Origin of the sequence: Curvibacter delicatus NBRC 14919 (assembly GCF_001592265.1) — a bacterium.
Classification (GTDB): Bacteria; Pseudomonadota; Gammaproteobacteria; order Burkholderiales; family Burkholderiaceae_C; genus Hylemonella; species Hylemonella delicata.
Map to the genome: position 1 here is coordinate 113,487 of NZ_BCWP01000003.1, position 19,853 is coordinate 133,339.

Consider the following 19,853-nt stretch of genomic DNA (forward strand, 5'->3'; position numbering starts at 1 on the left):
CGCGGCCCAGCATGATGCACTGACGGGCCTGCCCAACCGCACCCTGCTCGCTGACCGCGTGCGCCAGGCATTGGCCCATGCCACGCGCCACCAGACAGCGGTGGCCCTGCTGTTCCTTGACCTTGACCTGTTCAAACCCATCAACGACTCCCTGGGGCACGAGGCTGGCGACAAGGTCCTGCAGGAGGTGGCACGCCGGCTGACGGCGATCGTGCGCGGCACGGACTCGGTGGCGCGCCTTGGCGGCGACGAGTTTGTGGTGCTGCTGGACAACGTCTCCGAACCGACTTATCAGGCGACAGAACGGGTGGCCCAGGAGATCATTGCCACGTTGCGGGAGCCATTCCGTGTTGCCGGAACCCTGTGCCAGCTTGGTGTCTCCATCGGCTGCGTCATCGGCAACGCCGGCAGTTCACCGGACGGCCTGCTGCTCAAAGCCGACCACCTGATGTACAGGGCCAAGTCGCAGGGCCGCGGGTGCTACGTCATCGAAGACGAAACAGACGCGAGCGTTGCCGCCTGATGCCCCGGTGGGCTTCAGGCCGGACGAACGCGCGCGCCCGGCGTAATGGTGGACGGGGCCGCATTCAACGCCTCGATGGCGAAGCCCGCCGCCTGTTTGTAGCGGGCCATGAACTCGTCGCGCTCGGCCTTGGGGATGACGTCGTCGATGTTGTCGAACACGCCGCCACAGCGTTCGTCCACCAGGCCCAGGATGGCGAAGGGGCCGGCGCCGCGGTTGCGCAGCACCAGGGCCGAGATGTCCTTGCACAGCTTCTGGTCGTAGGCCTGCAGGGCCTGCGCGTTCACGCCGTGCTGCACCATGGCGGCACCCAGCACGCGCGTGTCCACAATGGCCTGGCTGGCGCCGGCCGAGCCCACGGGGTACATCACGTGCGCGGCGTCACCCAGCAGGGCCACGCGGCCGTCCACCCAGGTGGGCACCGGGTCGCGGTCGATCATGGGGTACTCAAACACTTCCTTGGCGCCGCGCAGCATGGCGGGCACGTCCAGCCAGTCGTAGTTCCAGCCCTCGAAGTGGTGGATGAAGTCCTCCACCTTCACGCGGCGGTTCCAGTCGCCCTGCGGCCAACCGCCAGAGTTGTCCACGGTGATCTCGGCAATCCAGTTCAGGATGGACAGACCGGTGGCCGGGTCTGGCGGGGTGAGCGGGTACACCACCACGCGGTGTTTGAGCGAGCCCAGGCCGACGAAGGAAGAACCGGTGCGGCTGGCCACACCCGGCGTGGTGCCGCGCCACATGATGGCGCCGCCCCACTGGATGGGCGGCTGCGTGGGGTGCATCTGCGCGCGCACGGCGGAGTGCAGGCCGTCGGCTGCAATGAGCAGCCGGCCCTGCACTTCGCGTTGCACGCCGTTGCCCGTTTCAAGGATGGCTGTGACACCCTGCGCCTCGTTGCGGTAGCCCGCCACGCGGTTGCCCAGTTGCACGGCGTCCGGCCCCAGGCGGCGTTTGACCTCATCCAACAACAGCATCTGCAGCTTGCCGCGGTACACCGCGTACTGCGGCCACTTGTAGCCGGCCAGCAGACCGCGCGGCTCGGCATAGACGTCGTTGCCGTTGCGCCCCACCAGGGCCCATTCCTTGGCCTGGATGCCAATGGTGTCGAGCAGGTCGGCACCAATGCCCAGGTCATACAACTCGCGCACGGCGTTGGGCTGCAAGTTGATGCCCACGCCCAGGGGCTGCAGCTCGGGCACGGCCTCATACACACGGCAGGGCACGCCGATCTGGTGCAGGGTGAGGGCCAGTGTCAGGCCGCCGATGCCGCCGCCGGCGATGAGGACAAGATCTTGTTCTTTGTTTTGAGAAGTCATGGAAAAAAGGTCTTCGGTTCTTGCGTCCAGGCCCGGGCCTGGCAAACGCGTGGCGACACTGTAAGGCATCTGCGACTGCGCCATGTCAGCCAGCCCCCACCAAGGCCCCTCGTGCGTAGAATGAACCGAAACCATTGACGGGCAGAAGGAATGACCGTGTCAAACGACTCACCGACAAATCAGATCCAGGCCCATACCGAGAAATACCAGTTCGAGGTATTCCCCTGGAATGACAATTTTGCAACCGGCATTGCGCTGGTCGACGAGCAGCATCAGCAGTTGGTGCACCTGATCAACAAGCTGGCCTCCCATCTGTCGCATGGTTCCAGCAACATCCAGATGGCCGAGGTGTTCGGGGAGCTGGTGGCGTATGCGGACTACCACTTCAAGGCGGAAGAGCAGATCTGGCAACCCCGCTTTCAGAACGACCCCTGGTACACGGCGCACAAGCGCGCCCATGATTCTTTTCTGCCCAAGGCGCAAGAGATCCAGAACAAGCTGACGGACGCTTCTTACGAAAAGGTGCTGGAGGAAACGCTGAAGTTCCTGGTCAACTGGCTGGTGTTCCACATCCTCGACAACGACCGCCGGATGGCCAAGACCCTGCGCGCCCTGGACGAGGGGCTCGGCCTGCAAGCCGCCAAAGCGCGCGCCGACGAGGAAATGACCGGGATCATGCAGACCTTCGTCGAGACGGTGCTGAGCATGTACGAGAACCTGACCTCACGCAGCCTGGAACTGATTCGGGAGAAGAACGAAAGGCTGAAGACGGAACGGGCCCTGGTGGTCAGCCAGATGCAGAAACAGTCGATGGACAAGCTGCTGCAAAGCATGAAGAAGACCATCGAAGCCATGGCTTCCACCGTGGAGATTCGCGCGCCCTACACCGCCGGCCACCAGCGGCGCGTGGCGCAACTGGCCGAGGCCATTGCGCAGGAACTGGGGCTGCCGGAGGATGAGGCGCAGGGCATCTACCTGGCCGCATCGGTCCACGACATCGGCGACATCCAGATCCCCGCTGAAATACTGACCCGGCCGGGCAGCCTGAACAGCATCGAGCGGGAAATTGTGCAGAACCATCCCCAGGCCGGCTATGACATCCTCAAAGGCATCGACTTCCCCTGGCCCATCGCAGAGATGATTTACCAGCATCACGAGCGGCTGGATGGCTCCGGCTACCCCAAGGGTCTCCTGGGCGATCAGATCCTTCTGGGCGCCAAGGTGATTGCGGTTTCTGATGTGGTGGAGGCGATGTCGTCGCACCGGCCATACCGGGCCTCGCTGGGTGTGGAAGCCGCCTTGGCCGAACTTGAAGCGCACAAGGGCCGGCTGTACGAGCCCGCGGTTGTGGATGCCTGCATCTCGCTGATTCGGGAAAAGAAGTTCGCCTTTCAGGCATGAGACGCCGGGCCAGAAGCCCGAGGCCTCGCGTCTGTCTACAGCGGCAAGAATTCAAAGCGCTACGCTTGGGCACCATGGCACAAGACAAAGAATCCGCCCCACTGCTGAAAGAACTGCTGAATGCCAAGGTTCTGGCCCACATCGGCCGTGTGGCGGCACAGGTGCACCCGGCGTTTGACCAGCGGGCCTATCTGGCCATGGCGTGCGAAGGGCTGGACGAGCTTTCCATCATGCAGCGCATGAGCCGCGCGGCGGACAGCCTGCGCGCGCACCTGCCGGCCGATTACCCCCGCGCGCTCAAAGCCGTTCGCCGCATGGCACCGCTGTTGCCCGGCGGTTTCGCCGACATGGTGTTGCCCGAGTTCGTGGGCCGGCACGGGCTGGATCATTTCGAGCTCTCGCTGGAAGCACTGCACGAGCTCACGCCTTACAGCAGCGCCGAGTTTGCGCTGCGCCCCTTCATTGCGCAGGACCCCGATGCCGTACTGGCCGTGGCCGCCCGCTGGGCCGAAGACGACAACGAGCATGTGCGCCGCCTGGCCAGCGAAGGCACACGCCCCCGCCTGCCCTGGGCCCGGCGCCTGCCCCTGCTGGTGGCCGAACCGCAGCGCACACGCCCCATCCTGGAAAAACTCAAGGTGGACCCGAGTGACTACGTGCGCCGCTCGGTGGCCAACCACCTCAACGACATCAGTAAGGACCACCCCGACTGGGTGCTGGCTCTGCTGGAAGGCTGGCCCACGCAGCAGGCCGAGACAAAGTGGATCGCCAAACACGCGCTGCGCAACCTCATCAAGGCCGGCCACCCTCGCGCGCTCCAGCTCGTGGGGGCCACGCTGGGCGCCAAGGTGCAACTGGCTTCTTTTGAGGTGTCCCCCACCGCCTTGCGCTTGGGGCAAACACTGCAGCTGGACGCGACGCTCGTGTCCACGGCGCGCCAGCCGCAGCGGCTGGTGATCGACTACGCCATCCACTACGTGAAGAAGAACGGCGACAGCAGCCGCAAGGTCTTCAAGCTGCGCACGCTGGAACTGGACGGCCAGGCGGAAGTGACGCTCAGCAAGCGCCAGACTATCGCGGACTTCACGACCCGCACCCACTACGCGGGACGGCATCAGGTGGAGCTGCTGATCAACGGCCTCACAGTGGCACATGGCCACTTCGATCTGAAGAAACCGGCGGCGTAGGCATCAGGCCTGTGCGGCCTTGGCGGGCATTGCTTCACGCCCGGGGTGCAGACCGCGCATGAAAAAAGCCACGCTTTATTCATGCGTGGCTTTTTGTTTCTGCGCGGCTTACGCCGCGCTGCTCATGCGAAGAGACTCAGCGGCATGCTCAATCGAGCGAAATCTTCTGGTCCTTGATCAGCTTGTGCCAGCGCACGACTTCGCTGCGCAGCAGGTCAGCGTACTGTTGCGGTGTGTTGCCGACGGGCTCCACACCGAAGTCCACCAAGCGCTGCTTCACGGCGGGCTGGTTGATGGCCGTGGCCACCTGTTTCTGCAGTGCATTCACAACGGCCGGTGCCGTACCGGCGGGTGCCACGATGCCAACCAGGGCAGCGGCGTCGACGCTCTTGTAACCCAGCTCGGCGAAAGTCGGCACGTCGGGCAACTGAGCCAGGCGCGTGGCATTGGCCACAGCGAGGGGCCGGATCTTGCCGGACTTGATGAAGGCCGCGCCGGCCGCCATGTCGACCATCATGGCCGGAATCTGGCCGCCGGCCAGATCGGACAAGGCAGGCGCCGCGCCGCGGTAGGGAATGTGGACCATGTGCAGACCGGCGGTGACTTTCAGGAGTTCCATGGCCAGGTGGTGCGGGCTGCCTGCTCCGGCGGAACCAAAGCTCACCTTGCCGGGATTGGCCTTGGCCTTGGCGATGAAGTCCTTGGCGTCCTTGGCGTCGGAGTCCGGACCGACCACCAGGATCATGGGGAAACGGCCCATCAGCGTCACGGGGGTGAGGTCTTTCTCCGGGCTGTAGGACAGCTTGGAATACAGGGCGGAGTTGAAGACCATGGTGCCGTTGTCGGCAGACAGGATGGTGTAACCATCGGGCGCGGAGCGGGCCGTCTCGGAGGCGGCGATGGCGGTGTTGCCGCCCGGCTTGTTGTCGATCAGAACGGGTTGCCCGATCTGGGTCGACAGCTGTTGGCCGATGGTACGCGCCAGGAAGTCGGAGCCGCCACCGGCCGGGTAAGGCACCAGCCAACGGATGGGCTTGGCGGGGTAGGACTGCGCGTGGGCAACGGACACCCCCACCAACAGAGGCAATGCCATCAGGCAGGCAGCAAGTCGTAATTTCAAGTTGAACTCCTCTATCAAGAAATGATTTATCCAAAGCCAAGGTCTGCGGCAGGTCAAGAAGCCAACCATTTCGTCGCACGAAAAAGCCAAGCTTTGCGCAAGATCAATGAAGCTTACATTTGCGTAATATAGCTGCGCAAAGCGTAATATCGACCAAGGGTATTCACTGAGGGCTGTTGCAATCGGCCTTTGCACAGTCAGCTTGCGCCTCAAGACAATGACCTCGCGTGCTATCGTTCGCGCCATTGGAGAAAACCGGAAAGTGACCCAGAAAAAAACCACCAAACCGCCGCTGGAACGCCGACAACGGGTTCAATCCGCAGAGATGGGCATGGGCATCCTGAAGGCCCTGAGCCGCCTGGGAGGCACCGCCAGCCTGACGCTGGTTGCCTCGGAGGTTGGCGAGAGCACCGCCAAAGTGCACCGCTACATGGCCAGCCTGATCCAGGAAGGCGTGGTGGAGCAGGATCCGACAACGCAACGTTATTTCCTCGGCCGTGAGGCCATTCAGATCGGTCTGGCGGCCATCCGGCAATGCGACCCCATTCGCCTGGGGGAGTCAGCCCTGGTGCGCTTGCGCGAGCAACTGGAAGTGACTTGTTTCCTCGCCATCATGGGCAACAAGGGCCCGACAGTGCTGCGCTTTGAAGAACCCGGCCTGCCCATCACCATCAATGTACGGGCAGGCTCCACTTTGCCCCTGCTCTGGTCGGCCACCGGGCAGGTGTTTCTGAGCTACCTGGACGATGCCAAGGTGCGTCACCAGGCCGACGAGGAATACAGCCGGGCAACCAAGGAGCAGCGGGCCTCGCTCTCCACCAAGCAACCGATCGACCATCTGCGCAAGACGGTTCGCGCCCATGGTTGCGCCGTGGTGCATGACACGCTGCTGCGAGGCATCAGCGCGGTGGCCGCACCGGTGTTCGACTACACGGGACGCACCAGCGCCGTGCTCACGGCGCTGGGTGCCACGGGCGGTTTTGACGCCCGCGCCGATGGTGTGATTGCCAAACAGGTCATGCGCGAGGCTGCGGCCATCAGCGCCGCACTGGGCTTTGACGGCCGCTGACACGGTGGCCTGACGCGCGCGCCACACGGCCCCGCAACAGGCGGGGCCGCTTCGATTTCCCTCCTTCCAGCGAGCCTCACCCATGACGGGTGAGACCACGCCGCTCCCCCGGCACGGGGCCTCTTCCAGTGCGGCCACAGCGCTGATGCCGCACGCCCACTCTCGCCCACACCTCGGCGCTTGGTCTAGGGATAACCCCAGTCACCAACATTACGCATTGCGTATCATAATTACGCAATACGAAGTTTGACCCAACTCAGGGAATCTGGGGCGCGGTCATGCCACAACGAGGTGAACCATGAACTCTTCCAGTGCTGCGGCTATCAAGCCGGGCTGCCCCATTGACCACAAGGCCTTGACCGGCTTGCAGGCGCCCAATGGCTGCCCCATCAGCCAGCGCGCGGCCGAATTCGATCCGTTCGAGGACGCCTACCAGCAGGACCCGCCCGAGTACGTGCGCTGGGCACGGGAGCAGGAGCCGGTCTTCTACAGCCCCAAACTGGGTTACTGGGTCGTGACACGCTACGACGACATCAAGGCAATCTTCCGCGACAACATCACGTTCAGCCCCTCGATCGCGCTGGAAAAGATCACCCCCACAAGCCAGGAGGCCAACGACGTTCTCGCGTCCTACAACTACGCGATGAACCGCACGCTGGTGAACGAGGACGAGCCGGCCCACATGGCGCGGCGCCGTGTGCTCATGGAGCCGTTCACCCCCGAAGCACTCAAGCACCATGAGCCCATGGTGCGCCAGGTGACGCGGGAATACGTCGACCGCTTCATCAACGACGGCAAGGCCGACCTGGTCGACCAGATGCTGTGGGAGGTTCCGCTCACCATCGCCCTGCACTTCCTGGGCGTGCCTGAGGAAGACATGGACACGCTGCGGCAGTATTCGATTGCCCACACCGTCAACACCTGGGGCCGGCCGAAGCCGGAGGAGCAGATCAAGGTCGCGCACGCGGTCGGCAACTTCTGGCAGCTGGCCGGCAAGATCCTCGACAAGATGCGCAAAGACCCCAGTGGCCCGGGCTGGATGCGCTACGGCATCCGCAAGCAGGCTGAGTACCCGGACGTCGTCACGGACTCGTACCTGCATTCGATGATGATGGCCGGCATCGTGGCCGCGCACGAGACCACAGCCAACGCCACGGCCAATGCCGTCAAGCTGCTGTTGCAACACCCGAGCGCCTGGCGGGACATCTGCGAAGACCCCGGTTTGATTCCCAACGCAGTGGAGGAATGCATCCGCTACAACGGCTCGGTGGCCGCCTGGCGACGGCTTGCCACCAAGGACACGCGCATTGGCGACATCGACATCAGCGCCGGCAGCCGGCTGCTGATCGTGATGTCATCCGCCAACCATGACGGGCGCCACTTTGAAGACCCGGACCTCTTCGACATCCGCCGCGACAACTCGAGCGAGCACCTGACCTTTGGTTATGGCTCGCACCAGTGCATGGGCAAGAACCTGGCGCGCCTGGAGCTGCAGATCTTCCTGGAGGAGCTCACCAAGCGCCTGCCGCACATGCGCCTGTCACCGCAGAAATTCACCTATGTGCCCAATACCTCCTTCCGCGGCCCCGAGCACCTCTGGGTGGAGTGGGACCCGACGCTGAACCCGGAACGTGTTCAGCCGGCCATCCTTCAGCAGCAGGCCACCGTCCGCATGGGCGAGCCGTCCCGGCATGCAATCAGCCGGACCGTCGTCGTGGACGAGGTGCGCCAGGTGGCGACCGACATCCTGCACCTGCGGCTGAAGTCGCCCGACGGCAGCGCCATGCCGCGCTGGACGCCGGGCTCGCACATCGACGTCGAGTGCGGTACGCCTGATCTGTCGCGCCAGTACTCGCTGTGCGGCGACCCGGCTGACAGCAGCGTGCTGGAGATCGCCGTGCTCAAGGACCCAGACAGCCGGGGCGGCTCGCGCTGGCTGCATGAGGACCTCCAGCGCGGTGACAAGCTCAAGATCCGCGGCCCGCGCAACCATTTCCGCTTTGATGAAAGCACAAAGAAGGCCATCTTCATTGCGGGCGGCATCGGCATCACCCCGGTTGCCACGATGGCGCGCAGAGCCAAGGAACTTGGCATCGACTACGAGCTGCATTACAGCGGGCGTTCGCGCGACACCATGGCTTTCCTGGATGAGTTGTCCCAACTGCACGGCACACGGCTGCAGGTCTACGCCAAGGATGAAGGTCAGCGCAATGATTTCGGCCGCTTGCTGGGCCAGCCGCAGGAAGGGACGCAGGTCTACGCCTGCGGCCCGGTGCGGATGCTCGAATCGCTGGAAAGCTGCTGCGAAAAATGGCCGGAAGATGCACTGCGGGTTGAACACTTCCAGTCCACACGCAGTACCCTCGACCCCGAGAAGGAACATGCCTTTGAGGTTGAACTCAAGGACTCGGGCCTGCTCGTCAAGGTACCCGCCAACCAGACCTTGCTGACGGCCCTGCGCTCTGCCAACATCGACATCCAGAGCGATTGCGGCGAAGGCCTGTGCGGCTCTTGTGAGGTCAAGGTGCTATCGGGCCAGGTGGACCACCGGGACGTGGTGCTGACACGCTCCGAACGCGAAGCGAACAACAAGATGATGGCCTGCTGCTCCAGGGCGGCGGGCATGAAACTGATCCTTGAGCTCTGAGCGGCAGTGCCCCTCACGCTCCCTACAACACACATCAGGAGAAAGACATGAAGATCAAGAAAATTCACCACGTGGCCTACCGCTGCAAGGACGCCAAGCAGACCGTCGAGTGGTACAGCAAGTACCTCAACATGGACTTCCAGCTCGCCTTTGCCGAAGACCTGGTGCCCTCCACCAAGGCGCATGACCCCTACATGCACATCTTCCTGGACGCCGGTGCCGGCAATGTGCTGGCCTTCTTCGAGCTGCCACTGCAGCCCGAGATGGGCCGCGACACCAACACCCCCGCCTGGGTGCAGCACATCGCGTTCGAAGTCGAGTCGCTGGATGTGCTGGAGCAGGTCAAGGCGCGGCTGCAGGCCGATGGCATTGAAGTGGTGGGCATCACCGACCACACGCTGTTCAAGTCGATCTATTTCTTCGATCCCAACGGCCACCGCCTGGAACTGGCCGTGGACACCAGCACGCCTGAGCTGGTGGCCCGCGCCGCAGCCGTGAAGTGGGACATGCTCAATGAATGGAGTCAGACCAAACGCGCGCCGAAACACGCCGCGTGGATGCACTCGCTGGAGTTCGAGGACGGCAAGGCATGATCAACGAGACACACGATCCGGCTCTGCGCAGCTGGGTCGCCTCGGCCAATGATGCAGCCAGCGACTTCCCCGTCCAGAACCTGCCCTTTGCCGCCTTCCGGCGCCGGGGCAGCCAGGAGGCGTTTCGGGTCGGCGTAGCGATTGGCGACCAGGTGCTGGACCTGGGCCAGCCCGCGGTGTGCGCAGCCCTGGGGCTGGACGCCAGCGTCACTGCCGCCCTGGCGCAACCGGCCCTGAACGGGCTGATGGCCCAGGGCCCGGCCGTCTGGTCGGCCCTGCGTCTGGCACTGTCGCGCGCGCTGCGCGAAGGCTCACCCTTGCAAGCCACCTTGCAGGCTGCGTTGCTGCCGCAAGCGCAGGTGGAATACACCTTGCCGGCCCGCATAGGCGACTACACCGACTTCTACACCTCGGTCTACCACGCCACCAATGTCGGCAAGCTGTTCCGCCCCGACAACCCGCTGCTGCCCAACTACAAGTGGGTGCCCATCGGCTACCACGGCCGCAGTTCCAGCATTGGCGTGTCGGGCCAGGCGTTTCACCGGCCCAAGGGGCAACTGATGGCGCCCGGCGCCGCGGCCCCGGCGCTGGCGCCCAGCCAGCGCATGGACATCGAGCTGGAACTGGGCATCTTCATCGGCCAGGGCAATGCTCTGGGCGAGCCCATTCCAATGCTGCAGGCCGAGGACCATGTGTTCGGCCTGTGCCTACTCAACGACTGGTCGGCGCGCGACATCCAGGCCTGGGAATACCAGCCGCTGGGGCCGTTTCTGGCGAAGAACTTCGCCACCACCGTCTCGCCCTGGGTGGTGACACTCGAAGCGCTGGCACCGTACCGCACCGCGCCGTTCCGCCCGGCCGAAGACCCGCAGCCCCTGCCCTACCTGGACTCCCAAGCCAACCGTGAGCATGGCGCCTTGGACATCCAGCTCGAAGTGCTGATCCAGACCCCAAAGATGAAACAGGCCGGCCTGGCGCCACACCGCCTGGTGCAGACCAGCTACCGCCACGCCTACTGGACCATGGCCCAACTGGTGACGCACCACACCGTCAACGGCTGCAACCTGCAGCCGGGTGATCTGTTTGGCAGCGGCACACTGTCGGGGCCAACACTGGAGCAGGCCGGCGCCCTGCTGGAGCTGACTGCCGGTGGCAAGCATCCCATCAGCCTGCCCCATGGCGAGACGCGCACCTTCTTGCAGGACGGTGACACCGTGCTGCTGCGCGGCCACTGCAGCCAGGCCGGGGCTGCACGCATCGGCTTTGGCGTGTGCGAAGGCACACTGCTGCCGGCGCGGGACTGAGGCTACTGCAGCGTGGTGTCAGGCTTCGGGTGTCGACATCACGCGATTGCGTCCCGTGGCCTTGGCTTCGTACAGGGCCTTGTCGGCCCGTGACACCATGTCGGCCACGAGAGCAGAAGGCTCCTCGGCCGTCGCGGTGGTGTCCAGCATCGAAACGCCGAGGGAGACCGTCACGCGGATGGTCTCTTGCGTCTTGGCCGGTACGCTTTGGGCCGCCACGATGCGCCGGATGCGTTCTGCCGTTTCCAGTCCGGCCTGCAACGGCGTTGCGGGCAGCAGCACCACGAACTCCTCGCCACCGTAGCGCGCCACCACATCGCTGCCGCGCAGTTGCGCCTTGATCAGCCGGGCCACGTAACCGAGCACTTCATCACCGGCCTGGTGCCCCAGCGTGTCGTTGAGCTTCTTGAAGTGGTCCACATCCAGAAACATGCAGACCAGCGGTGCGCCGCTGCGGCGCGCCGCAACCACCTCTTCCAGGCAACGCGATTCGAAATAACGGCGGTTGTGCACACCAGTGAGGGCGTCGGTCAGCCCTGCGAGCTTGAGGCGCTCGGTGGCCAGGGCACTGTCCAGGCACACGGCCACCAGCGCGGCCAGCCGCTCCAGAAAATCGGTGCTGCTGCCGGACAGGAAACGTTGGCGGTCCTTGCTGCCCAGGTTCAGGCTGCCGATGAAACGGCCGTGGTGCACCAGGGGCAGCAAGGCGAGCGAGACCACCCCCGGCACTTCGGTCTCGAAGAGGAAGGTGTGGGCTGGCCCGTTGGGGGTCAGGATGGGCCGGCCCGCGTGGGCGTACAGCGCCTGCAGGGCTTGGTCGCTGTCCAGAAAGATCAGTCCATCCTCCGGCACGCTGGCCGCCTGGCTGGCCAGGATCTGAGCCACCTCGTGCTGCGGGTCCACCAGCACGAGGGAGACCGTGTCAAGTTCGAACAACGTCCTGTAATCCTGCAGCAGCGTCCGGATCAGTTCAGCCAGGCTGGCCGCACCAATCACCTTGCGCTCCAGCAGGTCGAAGCGCCTCATCTTTTCCTGGTTGAGGCGTGCCTCGCGCATCATGGCGTCGAGCTGGGCGCGCAGGCGCTGGTTCTCGGCCTGCAGCACGGCACCCGATAAGTGGCTGCCTGGCGACGTGCGCTGACCCGACTTGTCGTTCAAGCCCTTGCTCCCGGTCGGCATGTCGTTTTCAGCATGCCGCGATGGTACTGCCCAGCCGGTCAGGCCAGCGGCTCAGGCAGACCGACGGCATGTTTTATCTACCTGGCGGCGTTGGGGAAGAACAGCTGCTCGCCGCCGATCTTGTAGGCGGCAATGGCGTTCTGGCCGGCGGGCGAAACCACCCAGTCAACGAACTTCTGCGCCTCGGCCAGTTTGACCTGCGGGTGCCTGGCCGGGTTGACCACCATCACGCCGTATTGATTGAACAGACGCTTGTCGCCTTCCACCAGCACCGCCAGGTCAGCACGGTTCTTGAAGTTGAGCCAGGTTCCGCGGTCGGCCAGCACGTAGGCGCCGCTGCTGGCGGCAATGTTGAGCGCCGGGCCCATGCCGCAGCCGCATTCCTTGTAGCCGCTGCCTTTTTTATCGGCCAGATCGGCCAGCTTCCAGAAGCGCAGTTCGGCGGCATGCGTGCCGCTCTTGTCACCGCGCGAGATGAAGGAGCCATTGGTCGCACTGATCTTCTTCAGTGCCACCGCGATGTCATTGCCTTTGGTACCCAGCGGATCAGCCTTGGGGCCGATCAGCACGAAGTCGTTGTACATGACGGGCAGGCGCTTGAGGCCAAAGCCCTCGGCGACGAATTTCTCTTCTGCCACCTGATCGTGCACGAACACCACGTCGGCATCACCGCGGCGCGCCATGTCCAGCGCCTGGCCGGTGCCCAGGGCCACCACCTTGATGTCGATGCCGCTGGCCTTCTTGAATTCGGGCAGCAGGTAGGAGAACAGGCCCGACTGCTCGGTGGAGGTGGTCGACGACATGACGATGGTCTGAGCCGACACCGCCAGAGATGCTATCGAAATCGTAGCTGCTAGCGCAGCCTTGACGAGGGTGGAAGCCCCAAAAGACCATGAAGATTTGAAAGCGCTCATACCTGTTCTCCTTTGACGAATAAATGGGCAGTTGACGAGACGGCACGCAGCCGCTCGATATCGAAAAACGCCTGCACCGGCAGGTCGGCCTGCACCCGCCCCTGCTCCAGGTAGATCACCCGGGTGGCCAGGCGCTTGACCTGGCCCAGGTTGTGGCTGGCGAAGATCACGGTCACCGGGCGGCCGTCCTGGCGCTGGGCGCCACTGGCGAATTCCGCCATCAGCTGCTCCACCTCGCGCTTGGCGTGCGGGTCAAGGCTGGCGGTGGGCTCGTCGAGCATCAGCACATCGGGCTGCAGAGCCCAGGCGCGCGCCATGGCCAGGCGCTGCTGCTGACCGCCGGACAGTGTGCGTGCCGGTCGGCCCGCCTTGTCGGCCAGTTCGACGCGTTCAAGTGCCTCCAACGCCTTGTCCTTGGCGACCTGCCAAGGCGTGCCGCGCAGCCACAGGGCTAGCGCCACGTTGTTGCGCGCCGAGGTGCGCAGCATGAAGGGCCGCTGAAACAGCATGGCCTGCCGCGCAGCCGCATGGCTGACGCACTGGCCGGCCGTAGGCCGCTGCAAGCCGTGCAGCAGGCGCAGCAGCGTGCTCTTGCCACTGCCGTTGGCCCCCACCAGCGCCACCGACTCGCCATGCCCGATGCGCAGCGTCACATCCACCAGCGCATGCACCGGACCAAACGACACACCGGCCGATTGCAAATCAAAAATGGCGGTCATGCCACGGCCTCCACGCCCGCCGCGATGCCGTTGGCATGGCCTTCAACGCGTTCCCGCCAGCGCCGCACCAGGGAAATCAGGGTATTGAGCATCAGCACCACGCCCAGCAGCAGAAGACCCAGTGCCAACGCCAGCGGCAAGTCGCCCTTGCTCGTTTCCAGCGCAATGGCGGTGGTCATGACGCGGGTGAAACCATCGATGTTGCCTCCAACGATCATCACCGCACCAACCTCCGAGATGGCGCGGCCGAAGGAAGCCATCAGCATGGTGAGCAAGGCATAGCGCTCGTCCCAGGCCAGCAGCAGGCTGCGCAGCAAGGAGCCGGCCCCGAGCGAACGCAGTTGCTCGCCATGCTGGTTTTCCGCATCCTCGATGACCTGGCGCGTCAAGGCGGTGGCCATTGGCAGCACCAGCACGGCCTGTGCCAGCACCATGGCCTGGAAATTGAACAGCCAGCCCAGATGCCCCAGCGGCCCGGAACGCGACAGCAGCAGATAAACCACCAAGCCGACCACCACCGAGGGGATGGCCAGCAATGTGTTGAGCAGAGTCAGGATGGCATTGCGCCCGGCGAAGCGGGCCACACCAAGCCAGGCGCCGAGCACCAAGCCCGCGCTGCAGGCCAGCGCGCAGGCGGTGGCACTGACAGCAAGCGAGCGGCCGACGATGGCCAGCAGGACGGGATCGAGGGAGGTGATGAGTTGCAGCGCTGTGACCGCGCTTTCGGTGAATGTCGACATGGCTGGGTTATCGTACGGACTCGATCAATTCCCCACGATATGAACCGCCGTGCATAGGTTGCAATTCCACTACACATTCGGCTCCCAGCCACAGGACCGCGCGGGATTGATCCGCAACCCGCTGTTCGATCTGCTGTACGCCGTGCAGGAGTCCGGTTCGATCTCGGGTGCTGCGCGCACGCTGCAGCTGTCGTACCGTCACGTCTGGGGCGAGCTCAAGCGCTGGGAAGGTGAGCTGGGACATGAGCTCATCGTCTGGGAAAAAGGCCAGTCGGCCCGGCTGACCGAATTTGGCAACAAGCTGTTGTGGGCCGAACGACAGGCACAGGCACGCTTGTCGCCGCAGATCGAAGCCTTGCGTGCCGACCTGGAGCGCGCCTTTGCCGTGGCTTTCGACGACTCGGTGCATGTGGTGACGCTGTACGCCAGCCACGACGATGCCCTGAGCGCCCTGCGCATGCATGCCGCCAGCCAGCACCAGCTGCATCTGGATGTGCGCTTCACCGGCAGCGTGGACGCCATTCGCGCCCTCAACGAGGGCCGCTGCGTGATGGCGGGCTTTCATACGCTGCACCAGCCGGGCCAGGGTTCACTGGCCGAGCACACCTACAAACCGCTGCTCAAACCCGGCCTGCACAAGATCATCGGCTTCGCGAAACGCAGCCAGGGCCTGATGGTGGCCAAAGGCAATCCAATCGGCCTGCGCTCCCTGCACGACCTGCCGCGCAGCGGTGCACGATTCGTGAACCGTGCCCTGGGCACGGGCACACGCGTGCTGTTCGACGAGCTGCTGGCCCAGGCTGGCATCAGCGCCAGCAAGATCAAGGGTTACGACCATACCGAGCCCTCGCACACCGCCGTGGCCCAGGCCGTGGCGGCCGGCCAGGCCGATGCAGGCCTCGGCATTGAGGCTGCCGCGCGGACTCGCGGTCTGGACTTCGTGCCGCTGGTGGAGGAGAACTACCACCTGGTCTGCCTCAAGTCGGCTTTGGACGAACCCGCGGTGCAGGCCTTGTGCAGCGTGCTGCAAAGCCAGGGTTGGCAGGAGGTGCTGCACCAGTTGCCAGGCTACCACCTGGCCGATCAGGCCGGTCAGGTGCTGTCGCTGCGCCGCACGCTACCGTGGTGGAACTACCGGACCGAGAAGTCGCCGTCCGGTGCCAGACCGAAGCCGGCCTCTCAGAGGGTGCAGGAGCGGAAACCGCAGAAGATGTCGTCGCGCCCCGGCAAATAGTAGTTGCGGTACTTCGGCGACTTCAGCCGGGCACGCGTCGCAAACGAGGCCCCGCGCAGCACCTTGTGCGTGCCGAACCAGGGTTCGGAGTAGTCGCGGTAAGGATCCGCGGCAAAGCCGGGGTAGCCGAAGAAGCTGCTGGCAGTCCATTCCCACACCATGCCCCAGCGGAAACCGAGCCGCGCTGCGCTGTGGGCTGCCAGTTCCCACTCCACCTCGGTTGGCAGTCGCCGGCCGGCCCAGCGGCACCAGGCATCAGCCTCCCACCAGCTCAGGTGCATGGCTGGCTGGTCACCCGCGCGGCGCTGGGTCTGGCCGAACAGGGTCTGCAGTACTGCGCCCTGGCCGCCGCCCCGTCCCTCCGAACGGGCCACCCCGATCTGCTCCACATGGCGCGGCGCACGCCGGCCCTCGCCGCGCGCTTTCTCCTGCAGCCAGTCCCAACCGGCCGGCTGCCAGAATTCCGGCCGGTCGTAGCCGCCGTCGGCCACGAATTCGACGTACTGCATCCAGCTGACAGGCTGGGCATCGATCTCGAATTCCGGCACCGCCACCTCATGTGCCGGGCGTTCGTTGTCGAAGGTAAAGCCGTTGCCAGCATCGAGCCCGAGGCGCCAGCGTGCGGCCGGTACCCACAAGGGTTCACGCGCCGGCGACGGGGCCGGCAAGGTCAACGCCAGCGGCAGGCCCAGTGTCTGGGCCATGTAGATGAAGGCCTCACCGTGCATGTCTTCGTGAAACAAGGCCAGGCGGTAGAAATAAAGCGCATCATCCTCATCCGGCGTCTTGGCCAGCAGGTCGAGGGTGGACTCCAGCGTTGCCAGCAGGTAGTCCTTGAGTTCGCCCAAGGAAGGCAACGCCAGCTGCCAGCGGCTGTCGTGCGGCACCCGGCTGGAGTCCCACCACCGATCGGCATAAGGAAGCAGCGAGGCCAGTTGGGTTGCCTGCGGGTCACAGCGCGGCCCCTGGTGGCGCTGCAGGTTACGGCCGATCCAGCGCTCCTGGAACCAGCCGATATGGCCGAGTTCCCACAAAGGCGGGTTGAGTTCGGCCCGCAACGGCACGCGAAAGCCCTCGGCACCAAGTGCCTGCTCGTACTGCGAGATCAGGTGCAGCGTGTGGTTGCGCGCATCCATCAGGGCCAGGGACAGCAGGTCGCGCCCCGCCTGCCGCATGGCCGGTGAATCGATGGTGCCTGGCCTGGCAGACAAAGGGACGGTGCTCATGCGCACCATTATTTATCGGTGCGCCGGTTCCGGGTGATTTCCCGCCAAGATGATGTACGTATTTACCCCTATTTCTCACCCGACCCTCCTCCGGGCGAGGCGCCCTACAATTTCGCACCTGCCAATAATTTGACACGCAGCACTTGCTAGTAGGCAACTGCTGCGTGTTTCTTTATCTGTCAATCGTGTCTTCAGACACCCTCCTCCTTTTGCATGCCATGGGACCAACTCAATGCGCGCTTTACTGAAGTTCTCCAATGCCGTGGACTGGCTGAACGCCCAAGTCGGCAAATACGTGATCTGGCTCATCTTTGCAGCCACCACCATCAGTGCCCTCAACGCCATCGTGCGCAAGGTCTTCGACACCAGCTCCAATGCCTACCTCGAAGCACAGTGGTACCTGTTCGCCTGGTCGTTCCTGGCCGCGGCCGGCTACACCCTGCTGCACCGCGAACATGTGCGCATCGACGTGCTGAACAGCCGCCTGCCCAAGCGCGCGCAGGTGTGGATCGACATCATCGGTTTTGCTTTCTTCCTGACACCGCTGTGCCTCGTGGTCCTCTACCTCGGCATTCCGCTGGTGATCCAGATGTTCCAGACCGGCGAAACATCACCCAACCCCGGCGGTCTGATCCGCTGGCCGGTCTGGGCGGCGCTGCCTTTCGGTTTTGTTTTGCTACTGCTGCAGGGCTGGTCGGAACTGATCAAGCGCATCGCCTTCCTGCGCGGTCAGGGACCTGACCCGATGGGCCGCCTGAGCGACAAATCGGCCGAGGAGGAACTGGCCGAAGCCCTGCGTGCCCAGGCCGCCGCCGAAAACTTTGAAGCCAGCCCCGCGACCGGCGCTGCCCCCCAACGCTAAGCGGCTGGAGCTACTCAATATGGAATTCATCACCACCAATTTCGCCCCGATCATGTTCGCGGGGCTGATCATGTTCTTGCTGCTGGGCTTCCCGGTGGCATTCAGCCTTGGTGCCTGCGGCCTGTTCTTCAGTTTCATCGGCATCGAGCTCGGCGTGTTTCCCTCTTCCGTGATGGCCTGGCTGCCACAGCGCCTGATCGGCATCATGGCCAACTACACCCTGCTGGCCGTGCCCTTCTTCACCTTGATGGGGCTGGTACTTGAACGCAGCGGCATGGCCGAGGACTTGCTTGAAACCGTCGGTCAGGTCTTTGGCCCGATGCGTGGCGGTCTGGCACTGGCGGTGGTCTTCGTCGGCGCGCTGCTGGCGGCCACCACCGGCGTGGTGGCGGCTTCCGTCATCTCCATGGGTCTGATCTCCCTGCCCATCATGCTGCGCTACGGCTATGACCGGCGCCTGACCAGCGGCGTGATCGCTGCCTCCGGTACCTTGGCACAGATCATCCCGCCCTCGCTGGTGCTGATCATCATGGCCGACCAGCTCGGCCGCAGCGTGGGTGACATGTACAAGGGTGCCTTCATCCCCGGCTTCATGCTGATGGGCCTGTATGTCGCCTATGTCCTGTTCCTGGCCGTCTTCAAGCCGGAGCGCGTACCGGCTCTGCCGCCCGAGGCACGCACGTTCCGCGAAGCCGATGGCAGCAGCGGCTACACCTCGCTGGCTGTGCTGACCGCGCTGTCGGCCACGGTGTCGGTCTTCCTCGCACGCAACATGGAAGCGGTGCACACCTGGTGGCTGGGCGAAGAAGTGAGCTTCGTTGCCACGGACGAGAAGATCGTGGTCGCCATGTGCGGCGGCGTCTTCCTGGCACTCATCATCGCGCTGGTGAATCGCGCCACCAAGCTGGGCCTGCTGTCGCGTCTGGCGGAACGCGTGACGTTCGTGCTGATTCCGCCGCTGCTGCTGATCTTCCTGGTGCTGGGCACCATCTTCCTGGGCGTGGCCACACCGACCGAAGGCGGCGCCATGGGCGCCCTGGGTGCGCTGATCATGGGCTGGATGCGCAAGCGTCTGGACCTCAAGCTGCTCAAGCAGGCCCTGGCATCGACCACCAAGCTGGCCAGCTTCGTGATGTTCATCCTGATCGGCGCGACCGTGTTCAGCCTGGTGTTCCAGGCCGCGGACGGCCCGAAGTGGGTGGAACACCTGATGGCCAATCTGCCCGGCGGTCAGGTCGGCTTCCTGATCCTGGTCAACGTCATGATCTTCTTCCTGGCGTTCTTCCTCGACTACTTCGAGCTGTCGTTCATCGTGGTGCCGCTGCTGGCGCCGGTGGCCGAGAAACTGGGCATCGACCTGATCTGGTTCGGCGTGCTGCTGGCCGTCAACATGCAGACTTCGTTCATGCACCCGCCGTTCGGCTTCGCATTGTTCTTCCTGCGCTCGGTCGCGCCGGAAAAACCCTATGTGGATCGCGTGACCAAGAAGGTCATGGAGCCGGTGACCACCATGCAGATCTACAAGGGCGCCATTCCCTTCCTGATCATCCAGCTGACCATGGTCGGCATCCTGATCGCCTTCCCGCAGCTGGTGACCGGCAGCCTGGACAAGAAAGTGGAAGTCAACATGGAGAGCATCAGCGACCAGATGCGCGACAGTCTGTCCACAGAAGACAGCAACGACAACGCAGATCCAGGTTATGGTGCCGATGAAAAACCGGACGCAACAGCCCCCGCACCGGAAGCTGCCGGTGCAAGCACTGAAGACGATCCGCTCAAGGCCATGCAGGACGCCCTCAAGGCCGACAAGAAGAAATAG

The 19,853-nt window shown here is 64.3% G+C and carries 16 protein-coding genes and 1 pseudogene; 10 read left to right on the forward strand and 7 right to left on the reverse strand.

Annotation, left to right across the window (positions count from 1 at the left end):
• Positions 1 to 7 precede the first annotated feature (7 nt).
• Positions 8 to 523, forward strand: a pseudogene (locus CDE01S_RS02665) (diguanylate cyclase domain-containing protein); the annotation flags it as partial.
• A 14-nt stretch (positions 524 to 537) separates the two neighbouring features.
• On the opposite strand, the gene CDE01S_RS02670 reads toward CDE01S_RS02665, so the two are convergent.
• Positions 538 to 1,839 carry a flavin-dependent oxidoreductase gene (locus CDE01S_RS02670; protein WP_066703488.1) on the reverse strand — a complete coding sequence of 434 codons (1,302 nt, stop codon included), beginning with the start codon at positions 1,837 to 1,839 and terminating at the stop codon, positions 538 to 540.
• 156 nt (positions 1,840 to 1,995) lie between these two features.
• On the opposite strand from CDE01S_RS02670, the gene CDE01S_RS02675 reads away from it, so the two are divergent.
• Positions 1,996 to 3,240: a bacteriohemerythrin gene (locus tag CDE01S_RS02675; RefSeq protein ID WP_169802231.1), complete on the forward strand. Its 1,245-nt coding sequence runs from the start codon at positions 1,996 to 1,998 to the stop codon at positions 3,238 to 3,240.
• A gap of 74 nt (positions 3,241 to 3,314) precedes the next feature.
• Complete coding sequence (locus CDE01S_RS02680; protein ID WP_066703496.1) at positions 3,315 to 4,427, forward strand: DNA alkylation repair protein; 1,113 nt, start codon at positions 3,315 to 3,317, stop codon at positions 4,425 to 4,427.
• Between the two features lie 148 nt (positions 4,428 to 4,575).
• Here the strand turns inward: CDE01S_RS02680 and CDE01S_RS02685 are convergent, their stop codons facing one another.
• Positions 4,576 to 5,520 (reverse strand): Bug family tripartite tricarboxylate transporter substrate binding protein, encoded by a 945-nt coding sequence (locus CDE01S_RS02685; protein WP_066703366.1) that lies wholly within the window; start codon positions 5,518 to 5,520, stop codon positions 4,576 to 4,578.
• A 289-nt stretch (positions 5,521 to 5,809) separates the two neighbouring features.
• Between CDE01S_RS02685 and CDE01S_RS02690 the strand changes: the two genes are divergently transcribed.
• The 4 genes from CDE01S_RS02690 (at position 5,810) to fahA (ending at position 11,160) form a co-directional block, all read left to right on the forward strand.
• Positions 5,810 to 6,616 carry an IclR family transcriptional regulator gene (locus CDE01S_RS02690; protein WP_066703369.1) on the forward strand — a complete coding sequence of 269 codons (807 nt, stop codon included), beginning with the start codon at positions 5,810 to 5,812 and terminating at the stop codon, positions 6,614 to 6,616.
• A 298-nt stretch (positions 6,617 to 6,914) separates the two neighbouring features.
• A complete protein-coding gene (locus CDE01S_RS02695) occupies positions 6,915 to 9,263 on the forward strand; it encodes a cytochrome P450/oxidoreductase (protein WP_066703372.1) in 2,349 nt (782 codons plus the stop codon).
• A gap of 47 nt (positions 9,264 to 9,310) precedes the next feature.
• On the forward strand, positions 9,311 to 9,856 hold the full coding sequence (locus CDE01S_RS02700; protein WP_066703375.1) for a VOC family protein: 546 nt from the start codon (positions 9,311 to 9,313) through the stop codon (positions 9,854 to 9,856).
• Positions 9,853 to 11,160, forward strand: coding sequence for a fumarylacetoacetase (gene fahA / locus CDE01S_RS02705; RefSeq protein WP_066703378.1), 1,308 nt, complete (start codon positions 9,853 to 9,855; stop codon positions 11,158 to 11,160). Before CDE01S_RS02700 ends, fahA begins: the two co-directional genes overlap by 4 nt.
• A gap of 18 nt (positions 11,161 to 11,178) precedes the next feature.
• Here the strand turns inward: fahA and CDE01S_RS02710 are convergent, their stop codons facing one another.
• The 4 genes from CDE01S_RS02710 to CDE01S_RS02725 all read right to left on the reverse strand — a co-directional run bounded on the left by CDE01S_RS02710 (position 11,179) and on the right by CDE01S_RS02725 (position 14,712).
• A complete protein-coding gene (locus CDE01S_RS02710; protein WP_066703381.1) occupies positions 11,179 to 12,339 on the reverse strand; it encodes a GGDEF domain-containing protein in 1,161 nt (386 codons plus the stop codon).
• A 77-nt stretch (positions 12,340 to 12,416) separates the two neighbouring features.
• Complete coding sequence (locus tag CDE01S_RS02715) at positions 12,417 to 13,253, reverse strand: ABC transporter substrate-binding protein (protein WP_066703384.1); 837 nt, start codon at positions 13,251 to 13,253, stop codon at positions 12,417 to 12,419.
• Entirely contained in the window at positions 13,250 to 13,972 is a 723-nt protein-coding gene (locus CDE01S_RS02720; protein WP_066703387.1) for an ABC transporter ATP-binding protein, read from the reverse strand. Before CDE01S_RS02720 ends, CDE01S_RS02715 begins: the two co-directional genes overlap by 4 nt.
• Positions 13,969 to 14,712: an ABC transporter permease gene (locus CDE01S_RS02725; protein WP_066703390.1), complete on the reverse strand. Its 744-nt coding sequence runs from the start codon at positions 14,710 to 14,712 to the stop codon at positions 13,969 to 13,971. Before CDE01S_RS02725 ends, CDE01S_RS02720 begins: the two co-directional genes overlap by 4 nt.
• A gap of 49 nt (positions 14,713 to 14,761) precedes the next feature.
• On the opposite strand from CDE01S_RS02725, the gene CDE01S_RS02730 reads away from it, so the two are divergent.
• A complete protein-coding gene (locus CDE01S_RS02730; RefSeq protein WP_066703393.1) occupies positions 14,762 to 15,946 on the forward strand; it encodes a substrate-binding domain-containing protein in 1,185 nt (394 codons plus the stop codon).
• On the opposite strand, the gene senA is transcribed toward CDE01S_RS02730, so the two are convergent.
• Entirely contained in the window at positions 15,892 to 17,181 is a 1,290-nt protein-coding gene (gene senA, locus CDE01S_RS02735) for a selenoneine synthase SenA (protein ID WP_066703396.1), read from the reverse strand. The genes CDE01S_RS02730 and senA overlap by 55 nt on opposite strands.
• A 223-nt stretch (positions 17,182 to 17,404) precedes the next feature.
• On the opposite strand from senA, the gene CDE01S_RS02740 reads away from it, so the two are divergent.
• Both CDE01S_RS02740 and CDE01S_RS02745 read left to right on the forward strand, forming a co-directional pair.
• The gene (locus CDE01S_RS02740; protein ID WP_066703398.1) at positions 17,405 to 18,034 is read left to right on the forward strand and encodes a TRAP transporter small permease subunit; all 630 of its coding nucleotides are present in this window, start codon (positions 17,405 to 17,407) and stop codon (positions 18,032 to 18,034) included.
• Positions 18,035 to 18,053: 19 nt separating this feature from the next.
• Positions 18,054 to 19,853, forward strand: coding sequence for a TRAP transporter large permease (locus tag CDE01S_RS02745; protein ID WP_066703402.1), 1,800 nt, complete (start codon positions 18,054 to 18,056; stop codon positions 19,851 to 19,853).